At 63.4% G+C, this 15,284-nt stretch carries 15 protein-coding genes; 3 read left to right on the top strand and 12 right to left on the bottom strand.

Annotated features, from left to right (window positions below):
* The first annotated feature begins 250 nt into the window (after positions 1-250).
* Complete coding sequence (locus G6N33_RS11860; RefSeq protein WP_044509167.1) at positions 251-1,282, top strand: fused (3R)-hydroxyacyl-ACP dehydratase subunits HadA/HadB; 1,032 nt, start codon at positions 251-253, stop codon at positions 1,280-1,282.
* 283 nt (positions 1,283-1,565) lie between these two features.
* On the opposite strand, the gene G6N33_RS11865 is transcribed toward G6N33_RS11860, so the two are convergent.
* The 3 genes from G6N33_RS11865 to G6N33_RS11875 all read right to left on the bottom strand — a co-directional run bounded on the left by G6N33_RS11865 (position 1,566) and on the right by G6N33_RS11875 (position 3,023).
* The gene (locus tag G6N33_RS11865) at positions 1,566-1,889 is read right to left on the bottom strand and encodes a hypothetical protein (protein WP_044509166.1); all 324 of its coding nucleotides are present in this window, start codon (positions 1,887-1,889) and stop codon (positions 1,566-1,568) included.
* A 13-nt stretch (positions 1,890-1,902) separates the two neighbouring features.
* Entirely contained in the window at positions 1,903-2,325 is a 423-nt protein-coding gene (locus G6N33_RS11870) for an Hsp20/alpha crystallin family protein (RefSeq protein ID WP_044512626.1), read from the bottom strand.
* A gap of 329 nt (positions 2,326-2,654) precedes the next feature.
* A complete protein-coding gene (locus tag G6N33_RS11875) occupies positions 2,655-3,023 on the bottom strand; it encodes a VOC family protein (protein WP_044509165.1) in 369 nt (122 codons plus the stop codon).
* Between the two features lie 65 nt (positions 3,024-3,088).
* Between G6N33_RS11875 and G6N33_RS11880 the strand changes: the two genes are divergently transcribed.
* Together G6N33_RS11880 and G6N33_RS11885 are read left to right on the top strand one after the other, a co-directional pair.
* Positions 3,089-3,547 (top strand): MarR family winged helix-turn-helix transcriptional regulator, encoded by a 459-nt coding sequence (locus tag G6N33_RS11880; RefSeq protein WP_044509164.1) that lies wholly within the window; start codon positions 3,089-3,091, stop codon positions 3,545-3,547.
* 187 nt (positions 3,548-3,734) lie between these two features.
* Positions 3,735-5,054, top strand: a complete 1,320-nt coding sequence (locus tag G6N33_RS11885) for an NAD(P)/FAD-dependent oxidoreductase (protein ID WP_163771518.1) — start codon at positions 3,735-3,737, stop codon at positions 5,052-5,054.
* Between the two features lie 97 nt (positions 5,055-5,151).
* On the opposite strand, the gene G6N33_RS11890 is transcribed toward G6N33_RS11885, so the two are convergent.
* The 9 genes from G6N33_RS11890 to G6N33_RS11930 all read right to left on the bottom strand — a co-directional run bounded on the left by G6N33_RS11890 (position 5,152) and on the right by G6N33_RS11930 (position 15,167).
* On the bottom strand, positions 5,152-5,823 hold the full coding sequence (locus G6N33_RS11890; RefSeq protein ID WP_044509163.1) for a TetR/AcrR family transcriptional regulator: 672 nt from the start codon (positions 5,821-5,823) through the stop codon (positions 5,152-5,154).
* The gene (locus tag G6N33_RS11895) at positions 5,820-8,693 is read right to left on the bottom strand and encodes an MMPL/RND family transporter (protein ID WP_044509162.1); all 2,874 of its coding nucleotides are present in this window, start codon (positions 8,691-8,693) and stop codon (positions 5,820-5,822) included. The genes G6N33_RS11890 and G6N33_RS11895 overlap by 4 nt, the downstream gene beginning before the upstream one ends.
* A complete protein-coding gene (locus G6N33_RS11900; RefSeq protein WP_044512623.1) occupies positions 8,690-9,121 on the bottom strand; it encodes an MmpS family transport accessory protein in 432 nt (143 codons plus the stop codon). Before G6N33_RS11900 ends, G6N33_RS11895 begins: the two co-directional genes overlap by 4 nt.
* A gap of 697 nt (positions 9,122-9,818) precedes the next feature.
* Positions 9,819-10,628, bottom strand: coding sequence for a MerR family transcriptional regulator (locus G6N33_RS11905; protein ID WP_044512621.1), 810 nt, complete (start codon positions 10,626-10,628; stop codon positions 9,819-9,821).
* A 9-nt stretch (positions 10,629-10,637) separates the two neighbouring features.
* Positions 10,638-12,122, bottom strand: a complete 1,485-nt coding sequence (locus tag G6N33_RS11910) for a flavin-containing monooxygenase (RefSeq protein WP_044509161.1) — start codon at positions 12,120-12,122, stop codon at positions 10,638-10,640.
* 9 nt (positions 12,123-12,131) lie between these two features.
* On the bottom strand, positions 12,132-13,052 hold the full coding sequence (locus G6N33_RS11915) for a reductase (protein WP_044509160.1): 921 nt from the start codon (positions 13,050-13,052) through the stop codon (positions 12,132-12,134).
* Positions 13,053-13,064: 12 nt separating this feature from the next.
* Entirely contained in the window at positions 13,065-13,922 is an 858-nt protein-coding gene (locus G6N33_RS11920; RefSeq protein ID WP_044509159.1) for an SDR family NAD(P)-dependent oxidoreductase, read from the bottom strand.
* A complete protein-coding gene (locus tag G6N33_RS11925) occupies positions 13,922-14,944 on the bottom strand; it encodes an alpha/beta hydrolase (protein ID WP_269210873.1) in 1,023 nt (340 codons plus the stop codon). Before G6N33_RS11925 ends, G6N33_RS11920 begins: the two co-directional genes overlap by 1 nt.
* Before the next feature lie 52 nt (positions 14,945-14,996).
* The gene (locus G6N33_RS11930; RefSeq protein WP_155945920.1) at positions 14,997-15,167 is read right to left on the bottom strand and encodes a hypothetical protein; all 171 of its coding nucleotides are present in this window, start codon (positions 15,165-15,167) and stop codon (positions 14,997-14,999) included.
* Positions 15,168-15,284 lie beyond the last annotated feature (117 nt).

The following is a 15,284-nucleotide window of genomic DNA, read 5'->3' on the forward strand; positions in this document are numbered from 1 at the left end:
TTGCGGCGTACTGTGGTTCAGTTGGAGGGGTGGCACTCGGCGGGATCGACGGCAACAGGGCGAAAAGGCAGGTGATCGTCTACGCGGTCGACGAGAGGTGTCGGCAACATCGGACATACGCCATCGGTCATCGGTAACTCGCTCGGGCAGGGCTGGATTTGTGTGTCGCGGCCTCCGGTGGCCCGGGGCCGGCACGTTAGTGTGCGTACGTCGGCCTCCGTGAACAGGCCGGTAGAAAAGTGGGACATACATGACCGCAGCAGCAGAGGCGTCGGCGCTCGAAGCGCGGGTCGGCCATTACTACCAAATCGACGACACGTATCAAGTCGGCCGCGAGAAGGTGCGCGAGTTCGCCCGTGCCGTGCAGGACTATCACCCTGCGCACTGGAAACTCGCCGCGGCTGCTGAGCTGGGGTATTCAGATCTGGTTGCTCCGCTGACGTTCACGTCGGCCCCTGCGATGGCAGCCAACCGGTACCTGTTCGAATCGGTGGTCATCGGTTACGAGATGTATCTGCAGACCGAAGAGGTCTTCGAACAGCACCGACCGATCGTCGCTGGCGACGAACTACACATTGACGTCGAACTGTCGGCGGTGCGCAGGATCGCCGGCAGGGACTTGATCACCGTGACCAATACGTTCACCGATACCGCCGGCGAGCGGGTGCACACGCTGCACACCACCGTCGTCGGCGTCACCGCTGAGGATGTCGATCCGGCGATCAGGACGGTCGCGCAGCAAGTAATGATGCACGATGTAAACCTCGCCGGAATCGACTACTCCGACGCGGACTACCAAAGGACGGTGCGCCCGGCGGGCACGGTTCGCATCGCCGACGCTGGCACGACCCGCGTCCCGGGAACACCATCCTTCGATGACGTGACGGTCGGCGACGAGTTGCCCGTCCACCACGCCCGACTGTCCCGCGGCGACCTGGTGAACTACGCCGGAGTGGCCTGCGATGCCAACCCGCTGCATTGGGACGAGAACCTCGCCAGAATGGCGGGGCAGCCTGATGTCATCGCGCACGGAATGCTCACCATGGCATTGGGCGCCGGATACGGCTCCGCGTGGTCGGGCGATCCCGGTGCGGTCACCCGCTACGCGGTGCGCCTGTCCCAGCCGGTGATCGTGTCGGCGTCCCAGGGAGCCGACATCGAATACAGCGGCAGGATCAAGTCACTGGACTCGGAGGCCCGCACGGGCGTCGTGATCGTCGGTGCAAAGTCGGCGGGCCGCAAGATCTTTGGCCTGGCGACGCTGAGTATCCGCTTCCGCTGAGTCCCTTCGCGCATCGCATCATCCCCGCCGGATTTGGATACTCGCGAATAGCGCTGAGTCGCAACGGTTTCGGCTTCGATGACAGCATATCGGAATGTGTGAGGGCGGGCCGCCCGCCCCGGAGACGAGTCGCCTGGCTGTGGCAGTGGCGTGCCTGTTCCCCATCGGGAGTCAGGCAGCGCCCCGAATGGCGCCCGGCCGGCGGGCTGGCCCGGTCATCCTCGTTGTAATGCCATCACCTGCCTTCCTTCTCAGTTGTGTCGCCATCTTTCGCAGATGTTGGTCACGGAGGGCTGCGCTGCACGGCGCGCACGTCGGGCGCCGGAGCACTCCAGCGATGCAGCATCACCGCCCAGGATCGACTCGGCGACCGGGGCGCGGCCGCCGCGCAACAACCTGTCACTTGGCGCGATCGTGGCCTACGCAGCAGCCTCGCCACCGCATCACGCAAGATGGCGTCGACCTCGGCGATCAACTCGCCCAACTCTGGGTCCTCGTCCAGCAGGAGCGTGACGGGCGGGATTGCGAAACCCTCGGCGACCGTGCAGGGCGTCGCCGCCGCCCCGGTGCTGCGGTACGTTGTGACCGACTTCCGTTCTGTCAGCATCGAACCGGCCGATCTACGCGCTGATGGCCGCGTGCTGCCTGTCGTCGTGTTTGATCGGGATCTTACGTGGTTTGGCCTTCTCCGCGACCGGTATGCGCAATCGCAAGACCCCCGCGTCATAGCGCGCGTCGATGTGGTCGGTGTCGAGATTGTCTCCGAGCACCAACTGTCGGCTGAGGACACCCCGCACCCGCTCGGTCGCCAGCATCTCCCGGCTTGGATCGACATCGGGGCGTTTCGCTCGCACCGTGACCACATTGCGCTCGATATCGATGTCCAGCGATTGTTCGTCGATTCCCGGCAGATCGAATTCGACGACGAACTGCTCGCCGTCGCGCCAGGCATCCATCGGCATCACCGCGGGACGCGCCGCGGTAGCTGACACCTGGTGAGTGAAGCGGTCGAGGTCACGAAACGGATCGCTGCGCATCAACATAGCCGTCACCTCCAACACTCCCGTCTATCTGGTCATCTACATCGATTATCTGTGCCTTACGGCATACATTTCTATATAGCTCGGATGGGCGAGCGTGGCAAGCGATCGCTGGAAAAACTTCTGCCACAGCGTCATCGATGGGTTGCCGGGCTTATGGCGGACCACCGCGGCGGCACCGCAGGCCGTCGGCCCACCGAGAATCATGAGTTTGGTGAGCGCGCCGAACCAGCGAGCGTCAGCCGCCTATTAGAACCTCAGGTAGGTCGGCACCGCCGACCTCTTGCTGTCATCGACAACTGGCTGAGGGTCGTCCGGTCACGTTTTTCCGATCAGGCGCGGTCGTGCAGCGTGATCTGGTAGCCATCGGGGTCAGCGAAGGTGAAGGTCCGACCGAAGGGGCCGTCGATCGGTGCGGAGACGATGGTGTGATCGTCGGCGACGAGGGCATCATGGATGGCCTGGACGTCGGTGGCGTGGAGCCAGATCGCGGCACCGATGCCGGGCTGCGCCACGGATGCCAGGTCGGTGCCGGGCACGAGGTCGCGCAGCGCGAACGCGATCGGCTTCGTGTCGAAGACGACGGCGTGTGCAGGTCCGGCCTGCGAGCGGACGAGGCCGAGGTATTGCTCGTAAAAGGCCCGGGATGCGTCGAGGTCGCGCGTTTGAAGAGAGATGAAGTCAGGACCGGTGGCAGACATGAGAAAACTCCTTCGACTTATGTGTCAGTTTCCTGACATAGTAGACTGTATGTCAGAATGCTGACATGAGTCAAGGCGGTGTCGGCGTCGACTTGGAGACGTCAGTGGGCTACCTGCTCAAAGAAGCGTCGAGTGCCCTTCGCGCAGCCATGGAGGAAGTGCTGCGCCCGCTCGGGATGAGCGTGACGCACTACTCGTGCCTCGAGCTGCTGGCTCAACGACCGGGCTTGTCGAACTCCGAGCTGGCGCGAGGCGCGTTCGTAACACGGCAGTCGATGAACGTGCTGCTTCAGGCCCTGGAGCGCGACGGCTTTGTGACCAGGCCCGCGCAGGCACCCGTCGGAAAGGTCCTTCCCGCCCGGCTCACCCCCCGCGGGCGACGGAGCCTCGAGAAGGCGTCGGCGGCGGTCCGCTCCGTCGAAGTGAGAATGCTGGCCGGCCTTACCGAGGCCGAGCAGTCAGATGCGTTCCGGATCCTGCAGAGCATGGTCCACTCCCTGCGCGAGCGCAACGACGACGCATAACGCGCTGTCTTCACGGTGACTGCGCCGCACGTTGTCTCATGGCCGCGCCTAGGTCATAGAACCGGCCGTGGGGCGATCGCTTGGTACGTCGGTCGGTTTGGGGCGAAACCGGACAGCGATGTGGTTCTGTCGGACAGACCGAGTTGCGTCGGGCTTCCGGTCAACGATGACACCTTACGGTGAGATCGTGACCACCTATGTACCCAGCGTGTGGCTGCGCCAATTGCCAGCTGCGAACCCTTGTCTTGCAGCAGATCTCATCTGCGATGTTGTCGTCATCGGCGCCGGGTATACCGGTCTGAGCGCGGCGATAGCGCTCGGTCAGGCCGGGGTTGACGTGGTCGTGATCGAGAGCCAGTACGCGGGCTTCGGTGCCAGCGGCCGCAACGCCGGGCATCTCACCCCGACGATTGGCAAGGATCTGCCGAGCGTCTTGAAGATCTATGGCCGCGAAACCGGTAGTCAGCTAGCACGTTTGGCGGATGCTGCCGTCGAACACACCGAGGCGATGATCAGCAAGCATCGCATCGACTGCGACTACGTTGCGCATGGCAACATCATTGCCGGCATCCATCCAGGCCACGAAGAGCGGTTGCGTGCAGCCACTGCGGCAGCTCGTGAGCTCGGAGCCGCAGTCCGCATGCTCGAGCGTGACGAACTCGACGCGCGCGGCATCCCCAACTTCGTCAACTGCGCCGCACTCGAGGAACGAGGAGGCGTGCTGGATCCGGGAAAGTACGTACTGGGCCTGCGCGCGGCCGCGATCGACTCAGGTGCCAAACTCTTCGAAAACACACCGGCGTTGGAGGTCATCGACCACCGGCGCGGTGTGCTGATCGACACTCCCACCGGGTCCGTGTCGGCGCGCAGCGCCATCATCGCCACCAATGCCCATACGCCCCAGCTCGGGTTGCGCTATGGCAACGTCACCCCTGTCAACGACTGCATGTTCGTCACCGAGCCGCTGACACCCGAGCAGCGTGAGCGGATCGCCTGGGGCGGCGCGGAAGGTATCTACACCACCCACGAGTCGCTGGAGAACTATCGCCTCACCGCGGATGGCCGGATTACGGGTGGGTCGCGACACATTCGGTATCGGTGGGGCGGTGGCTTTTTCGCAGACCATCAGCCGCGCACGTTCGCCAAGATCGAGGGTCATTTCCGCGATCGCTTCCCCGAACTGGATGACGTCGAGATTGCAGGATTCTGGTCGGGACATGTGGCCATGAATCTGAACTTTCTGCCGTTCATCGGAAAAGTCGGCAAGCACCAGAACCTGGTTGCGTCGCTGGGATATTGTGGCCACGGCGTGGCACTGGCAGGCTTGTTGGGAACCGTTGCCGCGGACATGGCGACCGCCGGAGCCGAGGCACCGTCGGTATTGGCGAAGCGGCGTCGGCTGCCCATGCCCCCTGATCCGTTGCGGTGGATCGGTGTTCATGCAATCACCGCTGCCCTGGGCGCTGTGGACCGGCGCACGGACCGGCTTGCCACACCCCGTCACTGACCGCGCGTCGCGCGGGCGCGCGGTGCCGACTGCACCGGTGGGGCAGAGCGACAGCATGCCCAGCAACGCCCAACTGGTGGCGGCAAGTGCCGACTTCTTACCGGCGATCGGATCCGGCCGCCCCGGTGGGGCAGGTGACTGCCGGCAGCACAAGCGTATTGATGACGTTCCGCACGAAATCGGCGTCGACGGTCTGTCCGCTCACAGCCCGTAGCAGACCCATCGCCACGAGCACGTCGGCGACCAGTGACCAATCGCGGTCCCCGGGTATCTCGCCGCGGTCGGCAGCTTGGGCGAAAATGGCTGACAGCACGCGGCGGCCTTTGCAGAGAATCAAATCATCAAGCGCAGGAGCCAGATCGGGATCCTGAGCAGCTTCCAACCCGACGCGCAGGATCAGATCATTGGAGATCAGGTCGTCGTCGTTGCGGGCTGCGCGCTCGACGATGACCTCCAGATCGCCCGATAGGCTGCCGGTATCGGGCGGCTCGTCGTCCAACAGATCGGGTCGCCAATAGACCAACGCGTCGGTGATCAATGCCGTCTTGGATGACCAGCGGCGATAGATAGCGGCTTTACCGACACCGGCCCGTGCGGCGATGTCGTTCATGTTGGTGGCGTTGTAGCCGTGTTCGGCAAGAATCTGCAAGGCAGCGTTGAGGATTGCGGGATCACGTGACCGGTCCAGGCGCCCATTGGTGCGTTGGCGGAGTTTGGACTGGGGTTCGGCGGTGAACGCGGGCCGACCAGACGTTCGGGTGCCACTCATATGGTTTGGAGCCGTGGGATTGGCGCGGTGCTGTCATCTGAATGCTGCCCGAGACGCGTCCTCTTGACGATTTTGAAGGTGTTCAGCGGCCACCAGAACCAGCGGCCGAGTGCCGCGGCGATCGATGGGGTCATGAACGCACGCACGATCAGTGTGTCGACGACGAGGCCGATGCCGATGGTCATGCCCAGTTGGCCGATGACGCGCAGGTCGCTGACGATCATCGACATCATGGTGAACGCGAACACCATCCCGGCTGCGGTGACGACGCGTCCGGTTGCTCCCATGCCGCGGATGATACCGGTGTTGAGTCCCGCGTGTATCTCCTCTTTGAGGCGCGAGACGACGAGCAGGTTGTAGTCGGAGCCGACTGCCAGCAGGATCACTATGGACAGCGGGATCACGATCCATTGCACGCCTAAGCCCACGATGTCCTGCCACAGCAGCACGGATAGCCCGCATGCGGTGCCCAGTGAAGCGGCCACGGTGCCGACGATCACCAGTGCCGCCACCAAACTACGGGTGATCACCAACATGATCGCGAAGATCAGGATCATCGACGCGATGACAGCGATCATCAGGTCGGTCTTGACGCCGTCCTGCATATCGGCGTACATCGACGCGGTGCCGGCAAGCGAAACCTTCGCATTGGATAGTGGGGTGTTCTTGACCGCGTCGGCCACGACACCCTTGAGGTCGCGGACGTGTGCGATGCCTTCGGTTGAGGCGGGGTCACCTTGGTGTGTGATGATGTAGCGGATCGCTTTGCCGTCGGGCGAGACGAACATCTTGAGGCCACGTTTGAAATCAGGGTTGCCGAACACATCCGGTGGCAGGTAGAAGAAGTCGTCGTTCTTGGCCTGGTCGAAGTACAGGCCAATCTCGGTCGCGCCCTTGGCTAATTCCTGTTGCTGGGCCTGGGTACCGGCCATGGTGCTGTGGGTCGCGATCATGAAATCGCGCATCTTCTTCATCGAGTCGATGGTCGACTTCAGAATTGGCAACATTTGTGGCATCAACTGATCCAAGCGGTCCAGATCCGTCGTGAGCCCCTGCAGCTGGTCGCTGAGCGTGTCGATGCCGTCGATGGTGTCGAAGATGGAGCGCAGTGACCAGCAGATCGGGATGTCGAAACAGTGCTTCTCCCAATAGAAATAGCTACGCAGTGGCCGGAAGAAATCCTCGAAATCGGCGATGTTGTTACGCAACTCCTTGGTGGTATCCACCATCTCGTGTGTGCGGCCGACCATGCTGTGCGTGGTTTCGGTCAGCTCCTTGGTGAGGGCGTACATTCGCTCCATGCTGGCGACGGTCCTGCTCAGCTCGTCGGCCTGCTCAAGCATTTGAGCCGAGTTGTCGTTGTTGAACTTGGCGCTCTGCAAGGTGCCGGCATTTTGCGCACCGAGCATAAATGGGATCGAACTGTGCTCGATCGGCGAACCCAATGGGCGGGTCAGGGTCTGTACCCTATCGATACCCCGCATATGCGCGACGTTCTTGGCGACTCGGTCGACGACCAGCATGTCGGCGGGGTTGCGTAGGTCGTGATCGGCCTCAAGCATCAACAATTCGGGGTTCATCCGAGCCTGCGAGAAGTGCCGGTCTGCGACGCCCATTGCGAGGTTGGCGGGCATGTTGGCCGGGGTGAACTTCTGGTCGTTGTATTGCGGTACATAGGTCAACAGGCTGACGAAACCGATGACGGCCACCATCGTGGTCACAAAGATGATCGGAATTGGCCACCGGACGACCGCGGTGCCGACCTTTCGCCAACCCCGCGTCGAAAGGTCACGTTTGGCGTCGAGCAAACCAAATTTGGACCCTACCGTGAGCACCGCCGGTGCCAGCGTCAGCGCCGCCGCGATGATCACCAGGACCGAAATCGCGCAAGGCAAACCCATGGTATTGAAGTACGGCATCCTGGTGAAGGTCAGGCACATGGTGGCACCCGCAATCGTCAAACCGGAACCCAAAATGACGTGCGAGACACCGTGATAGGCCACGTAGAACGCATCCTCGCGATCTAGGCCTTTTGCTCTTTCCTCTTGATATCGGCCAAGCAGGAAGATCACATAATCAGTTCCGGCGGCCAGGGCCAGCATGGTCACCATGCTCACCGCGTACGGGGTCAAACCGATGATGTTCAGATAACCCGCTGCGGCGGTAACACTCTGCGCGGCAAAAAGTTCCAGCCCGATGATGACCATGGACACCAGCATCGTCGCGACCGAGCGGTAGATGGCGAGCAGCATCACGATGATGACGGCGACCGACACCAACTCCATCGTCGCCATGCTTTGATGGCCGGCGACACTGGTATCGGCGTTGAGAACGCTGTTGCCGGCGACGTGGGCCTTGATACCCGGCGGCGCCGGCACCGAAGCGACGATCTGACGGACAGCGGCCACCGACTCATGGCTCGCACTAGTGCCCTGCGAGCCGTTGAGGAAGATCTGCACGTACGCGGACTTGCCGTCCACGCTCTGCGAGCCTGCCGCAGTCAGCGGATCACTCCAGAAATCCTGAACGTTCTGCACATGCTGGTGGTCGGCAGTCAGCTTTTCGACGATCTCGTCGTAGAACTTGTGCGCGGAATCGCCGAGCTTGTCCTTCCCCTCGAGCACGACCATCGCCGAAGAATCCGAGTCGTACTGCTGAAAGACCTTGCCGATGTTCAACATCGCCTGATAGGACGGCGCATCGGTCGGGCTCATCGGCACCGACCGGCTCGCTGCAACCTCATCGAGAGACGGCACCACGATGCCCAGGCCGACGGCGGCGAGCACCCAGAACACGATGATCGGCAGCGAGAAGATCCGGACCATCCGCCCCAAGAATGGGCGATGGGGCTTCGAATGTTGGGTACTCATACGGATTTCACCAAGCAGTAGATGAACGGTTTGACTAAGTCGACGCTGGTCCGGTCGTCGCGCACGTCGCCGTCGACGGTGACCCGGCATCGAAGGTCGCTGACGTTTCGGTCACCCTGCGCCATGATGTTGGCCGACATGGACGGCAGTGTTGTCACGATGGTGAACGACCAAGGCAGTGAGGCGTTTTCGATGAGATGCGGTTGACCGTTCTCATCGAGGTAGTTCAGATTCGCGGTGCCCCCGGACCCGGTGATCTCGTACGTGATGTGCTTCGGGTTGAAGTTCGCGGTAATCCCTGATCCCTCAGCTGACTTCGGCGCTCGCGGACCCGCGGACCCGTTAATACGGACGATGGCGTAGGCCCCGAGCGCGACCACGACCACAAGAAGCATTGGAATCCAGAAGCGCTTCATCAGCCGGTACAGCACTGCATGCCTCCTGCCCCCTTCGCGTTCGCATCCAGACACATCGCAGTCGAGTTGCCACACCGCTCGCCATGACGGAACCCGAGTTCCTTGTCCGGACCGTTGGAAACCTACCTCACAACGGGCCGACACCCCGCCAACGCGCGGGGGCGGCATCACTGAGGCCGGACGCGGCTGCCTGAAGCGGCACGGTGAAAAGGCCAAAGTTCTACAACTGCCGCACCGGCGAGACGTCGTCGAAAGACCCCATATGCTGCGCTTTCCCCCACGGGCGGGGCCGTTCAGCAGCGATCTGGCACTGCTGTGACACAGCGCACTGACAGGTGTAAGTTATGACGGAACTCATAGTCGAGGTGGTCGATGATCCGAAGGCAGGACCGTGCGGGAATTGTCGGTGTGTCCCCAACCGCGGGGACGCTGATTACCGCGCATCGGCTCTGGATAAGCATGCTATGGATGCTGTTCATAGCGGCGACCAGTGCGGTCTTCGTGTTCGCCGCCCTCGGGCAGGTGCTAGTCGCCATGATCATCGGTCTCATTGCCGGCGCGTTCTTCGCCGGCATGGCCAGCTGACCGATACGGTCGCACGCGCTGCCGTAATCCGGTCACCCGCACGGCTGTTCGACGGATCGCCGAACAGACCTACCAACACCGACGTCGTAATGATTCGGTTTGGCAGTGGACCTTCAGCTGTCCCCTACGTGTTCGGTGCGCCGATCGATGCGCTGGGATCATCGGGTCCGTATCTGGACGCTTCGGTGGTCGCGTCATCGTGTTGCTTTCTGTATTGCCGTAGTTGGGCTCGCGTCGCACGGTCTAGTGCCCGGTCCATACTGGCGTGGGCGCGTCGTCGGGCCACCCGGCGCATCACGTCGACGAGATCAGCCGCCCAGGCGAATTCGGTGTCATGGACCGGATACCAGCCGGCTCCGCGTTGTCGGACCACCTCGGCGTGCGCGGCTGCCGACAGGACGTGGGCCGCCTCGTCGAGTTTCTGATCGACCGCTGCGGTGGTGGCCAAGATGGCTGACAACGGCATGTTGCGTGAGACCAGCTTGGCGAAGTCATCGATCAGATCGCGATCGCGAACGAGATAGGACTCCCCGTCGTCGGTGGATTCGAGGATGTCACTGGCGATCAACTGCTGCACGGTCGCGTCCGACAGCGGGCCGAGGCGTGCTTCCAGCTGGGCTCGTGTCATGGTGAGCGGCTTCGCGCGCGAGAACGGCTCCGTCACGAGTTCACCGAGGTCGGTAAGGTCGAGCACCTCCACGAGACCCTGACCACGCTGCACCCCGGTGATGAACTTCAAGATGTGCTTGACGGTGAAGCCTTGGCCGAGCAGCCGGATGATTGCCTGCAACCGGGTGAGGTGCTCGTCGGTGTAGATGGCGGTGCGTCCACGGCGCTGGGGTCGGGGGAGCAAACCGTTGTCCAGATAGACGCGGACGTTGCGGGTCGTCGTCCCCGCCTCCCGGGCGAGGTCGTCGATCCGGTATTCAGTCACCATCGCATGCTAGGCGGTCAGCACGGGTGCACCGTGGCGATCGTCCGCGATGATCTTGTAGTCCTGCAAATCCAGTGTCTTGAGCTGCCCGACGTACTGGGTGGCGAAACCGGGGTACATCGTGGCGTTGAAGCCGTCCTCGGTGAGGTACCAGCTTTGGCATCCGGAGTTCCACGTGGTGGAGCGCAACTTGCGCTGGATGTCGTCGTTGTAGCGGGTCTGCGCTTCGCGGCGGACGTCGAGCGCCTTCCACCCGAACCGAAGCAGTGTGCCGATCGCCTCGACGATGTAGCCGATCTGGGCCTCCATATACACCAGCGCCGAGCTGTGTCCGGGACCGGAGTTCGGCCCGAAGGTGAAGAACAGGTTGGGGTACCCCGACACGGCCACACTGCGGTAGGCGTAGGCGCCGCGGCTCCATTCCGACGCCAGGCTCCGCCCGTCGACGCCGGAGATCGCGAACGGCGTGCCGGCCTTGGACACCTCGAAGCCGGTGGCGAACACGATGGCGTCGAACTGGTGCTCGATGCCCTCCACGGTCCGAATCCCCCGTGGCGACAGCCGGGCGATCGGCCACGTGACCAGCTTGCAATTGTCGGCCTGCAGGGCCGGGTAGTAATCACTGGTCATCAGCAGCCGCTTGCACCCCGCCGCGAAGTCCGGTGTCAATTGGCGGCGCAGCCACGGATCTTTCACCTGTCGGCGCAGATTGGCCCGGCTGATCGCTTCCACCAGGCGGGTGAACGGGCTCTCCCACACCACGCCGAGGGCCACCGATTCGTGACCCCAGAACCACGCCGACCGCACGGCCTTCTCCGCCAAGGGCGCCGTGGCGTAGAGGCGCCGAGTCCAGTCGGCGGTGCGGGTGTTGACCCGCGGAAGCACCCAGCCCGGCGTGCGTTGGAACACCTTGACAGATCTGGCGGTCTTGACCAGTTTTGGGACGATCTGCACGGCGCTGGCGCCGGTACCGACGACGGCGACCTTCTTGCCGGTGAAGTCGTAGTCGTGATCCCAACGGGCACTGTGGATCGTCTTGCCCGCAAAGGTCTCGATGCCCGGGATGTCGGGCAGGCTGGGGTTGGCCAGTGGCCCAGAAGCCACGATCACGGTGCGGGCCCGTACCGGTTTGCGGCCCTTGAACTTCACCGCCCACTCCCCCGCGGCTTGGTCGTACACCACGCCGGTGACGGTGTGTTCGAAGCGGATCTGCGCGGCCAGCCCGGCCGATTCGACCATCCGCTCGATGTACTGCAGGATCTCGCCACTGGCCGAGTAGGTGTGTGACCAATCCGGGTTGGGCGCAAAGCTATAGGAGTACAGCCGCGACGGGATGTCGCAGGCCGCACCCGGATACGTGTTGTCCCGCCAAGTGCCACCCACCCGGGTGTCGCGTTCGTAGATGACGAAGTCGGTGATGCCCTGGTGTTGTAACCGGATGGCCGCGCCGATGCCCGCAAAACCGGCGCCGATGATCGCTACGGTGAGAGTCATCAGCGTCTCCTATGCCACGGGCTCGTAGGTGAGTTCGTCCGACCACGTCGGGGTGTAGCGCACCAACGGCATCGGGATGACGCCGGTGATCTTCACCAACGAGTCCGCCAGCCAGTGGTACTTCGAACCACGATCGATCACCTTCTTGCTGTGCCAGGAGATGAATCGGTACATGGGAACCCGGTACACGAAGTCGCTTCGCTGGCCGACACTGCGGAATCGACGCATGGCCTGGTACAGCTTCTCTTCATCGACGCCCATGGCGACGATGTTGTCGCGCATCTTGTTGAGCAGCGGGAAGTAGCTGAGGGTGCCGATGAGAAGCGCTGGGTTCATCCAGCTGCCGACGAACTCGACAGCCAGTTTGCGCGCGGTCGCGTGGCCCAGGATGTCCATCACCTCGAAATCGACGGCCAGGTGCCGGGATTCGTCGGAGTTGATGCGTTTGAACACTTCCTGGGCCACCGGGTCTTTGACCTCGTCGGTGATGAACTTGATCAGTGCGCCGTCGAGGGCCACTTCGAGCATCGGGATGACGGTGCCCAGGATCGACAGCGACATGCCGTCGGAGAATTTGTCCAGCCAGGTGATTACCAGCTGCACGTTGACACTCGGCGGCGGGATCTCGTCGTTGTCCAGCATGCCCCAGCGGCGCATCAGGGCCAGTTCGGCGTTGGCGTGCTTTTGTTCCTCGGCGTGGAAGTGCTCGTAGATGCTCTTCAGCGTCGGGGTGGGGGCCTTCTTGGCCAGCGCGGCGAATCCGCGGGCGCCGACGTTCTCGATCCACATCAGGTCGGTCATGAACGGTTTGAGCTTGGCCCACAATTCGTCGTCGACGAGTTCGGCACCGGGTGCGTCCCAGTCGATGTCGACCAGGGCCCACTGCTTGTCCTTGATCTTCTGCAGCATGTTGTCCAGATCCATCGCCACAAGCGGTTCCTTTCAGTCGTCGGGGAGCAGGCGGCCGAGCAGTCCGGCGCCGCGGACGTAGAGCGCCGGGAAGTGGCGTTTGAGGTGCCAGATGACGGTGGCATCGAGTTGCGGGACGACGTAGAGCCGGCCGCGGTCGTGGGCGTCGAGAGTGCGCACGGCGACGTTGTCGGCCGACAGCCCGGTGAGGCGGGCCAGCTGCTGGCTCAGGCTCATTGAGGACGGGGTGATGCGGCCGTCTTGGAACACGTTGGTTTTCACGAAGGTCGGGCACAGCACCGTCACCGCGACCCCGGTGCCGCTCAGTTCGGCGGCCAGCGTCTCCGACAGCGACATCACCGCGGCCTTGGACACGTTGTAGGCGGCCATCGACGGTGCCGCAGCGAAACCCGCTGCCGAGGCCACGTTGATGATGCCACCGCGACCGGCGGTGCGCAGCATCGGAGTGAAGACCTCACATCCGTAGACCACCCCCCACAAGTTGATCCCCAGCGCCCAGTCCCAATCGTCGAATCCGATGTCGCCGACGGGTTTTCCACCAATGCCGACGCCGGCGTTATTGATCACCAGCGTCGGTGCGCCGTCGAAGATCTGCTGCGCCTGCTTGGCCAGGAGTTCGACCGCGGCGCGGTCGGACACGTCGCACTGCACCGCGTGTCCAGTGCCGGTGGGCAGCGCCTCGATCAGCGTGACCGTATCCGCGGCGCGGTCCGAGTCGATGTCGGCGCAGACGACGCGGCCGCCACGGCGGGCCAGTTCGAGGGCGAACGCCCGTCCGATGCCGCTGCCCGCGCCGGTGATTACCGCGTTCGCGGCGGTGGTGCGTCTCGGGCCGCGCAGCGCGCGAAGCGCGGTGTCGATTCCAAGCATTAGCCCATCTCCTGAAGCTCATCGACCCGGTGTTGGCCGTCGGCTAAGTGTTCGGCGACGAAGGCGGCTGCCCGGCGCAGCGCTGCGGTCGCTTCCGGTGCCACCTTGGGCAGTGCCTGGAAGACGTGCACCATCCCCGGCCACACCTCCAAGGTGCTTCGGCCGCCGGACATTTGGAGTTCGGCGTGCAAATGGCGTGCGTCGGCGCTAAGCATCTCGAAACTGCCGACCTGGATCAGCATCGGTGGGAGCAGCTGCGCGTCGGTGAAGCGCAGGCGCAGCCGCACATGGAGCGGGTCCTGGCCGTGGGTGTAGAGCCCCACCATCCTGGCGGCCGCGTCCGCCGACATCGCCGGGTCGCGGCGCGTCTTCTCCTGCTGCTTGGCCAACGTCATGGTCAGGTCGATCAGTGGCGAGAACAGCACCACTGCCGCGGGCTGGAAGGCGACGTGGCGGGCATGAGCGAGCAACATGTCACAGGTGAGGTGCCCGCCCGCCGAGTCGGCGCCGATCACGACGTCCGATCCTGCGTAGCCCTGCGCCAGCAGCCACCGGTAGCCGGCTTCGACGTCCTCGGCAGCCGTCGGGAAGCGATACCGGGGCGCCAATCGGTAGTCGACGACGAAGAACGGCAGTCCTGTGGCCTCCGACAGCCGGGCGACCAGCTTGCGGTGGGTCGCGGTAGAGCACAGCACGAAGGCGCTTCCGTGCACGTAATAGCCTGCCCGGGAACCGAATTGGACCCCCGGACCCAGGACCCATTCGCCCCGCACCCGCGGCGTGCGCACCGGGATGATCTTCGCCCCGGCCGGCATGGACCCACCCGCGGCCATAATCGTGGCGATCAACCCGCGTCCGAACCAGACGCCCGGTTCGTTCGCGGGAATCACGCTCGTCAGGCACCCCAGCGTCCAGCGCGTGATCGTCGCCGCCGCCACGGCACGCAAGGTGGGACGGCGCGGTATCTCGGTGGTCGTCACGGTGGAAACACCACCACCAATAGTGCCATTTGTCAATGTCACAGTTTGCACTGTAGACATTTCGGTGCAGGGTTGCGGTTCGATCTGGCGCCGGCTAGTACTGCGGGGTGGTGTTGGTGATGATGAACAGCGTGACGATCAGACCATCGCGCACACGGACGTCAGTCGTCATGATCAGTGGGTCGGGCAGTCCGGCTTTGTCGTAGTCGCCGTCGAATTTACAACGCAGGCACCATATTCCGGCGTTGTCGACGACGTCTAGCACGCTTTAGCGAAAAACGCACCGATGTGCTGGTGCCTCCAAATTCGCGCCTGTTGCCGTTGAGCAGCGCATCGCGAGCCAACGTGCTCATGGCGGCGTCGAGATCACAGTTGTTCACGG

It is taken from the genome of Mycobacterium simiae (genome assembly GCF_010727605.1).
GTDB lineage: Bacteria > Actinomycetota > Actinomycetes > Mycobacteriales > Mycobacteriaceae > Mycobacterium > Mycobacterium simiae.

Bases quoted from the DNA above. Each gene is read 5' to 3' on its own strand.
- G6N33_RS11860 (WP_044509167.1), top strand. From the start codon at position 251: ATGACCGCAGCAGCAGAGGCGTCGGCGCTCGAAGCGCGGGTCGGCCAT.
- G6N33_RS11865 (WP_044509166.1), bottom strand. From the start codon at position 1,889: ATGCTGACAGAACGGAAGTCGGTCACAACGTACCGCAGCACCGGGGCG.
- G6N33_RS11870 (WP_044512626.1), bottom strand. From the start codon at position 2,325: ATGTTGATGCGCAGCGATCCGTTTCGTGACCTCGACCGCTTCACTCAC.
- G6N33_RS11875 (WP_044509165.1), bottom strand. From the start codon at position 3,023: ATGTCTGCCACCGGTCCTGACTTCATCTCTCTTCAAACGCGCGACCTC.
- G6N33_RS11880 (WP_044509164.1), top strand. From the start codon at position 3,089: ATGAGTCAAGGCGGTGTCGGCGTCGACTTGGAGACGTCAGTGGGCTAC.
- G6N33_RS11890 (WP_044509163.1), bottom strand. From the start codon at position 5,823: ATGAGTGGCACCCGAACGTCTGGTCGGCCCGCGTTCACCGCCGAACCC.
- G6N33_RS11895 (WP_044509162.1), bottom strand. From the start codon at position 8,693: ATGAGTACCCAACATTCGAAGCCCCATCGCCCATTCTTGGGGCGGATG.
- G6N33_RS11910 (WP_044509161.1), bottom strand. From the start codon at position 12,122: ATGACTCTCACCGTAGCGATCATCGGCGCCGGTTTTGCGGGCATCGGC.
- G6N33_RS11920 (WP_044509159.1), bottom strand. From the start codon at position 13,922: ATGCTTGGAATCGACACCGCGCTTCGCGCGCTGCGCGGCCCGAGACGC.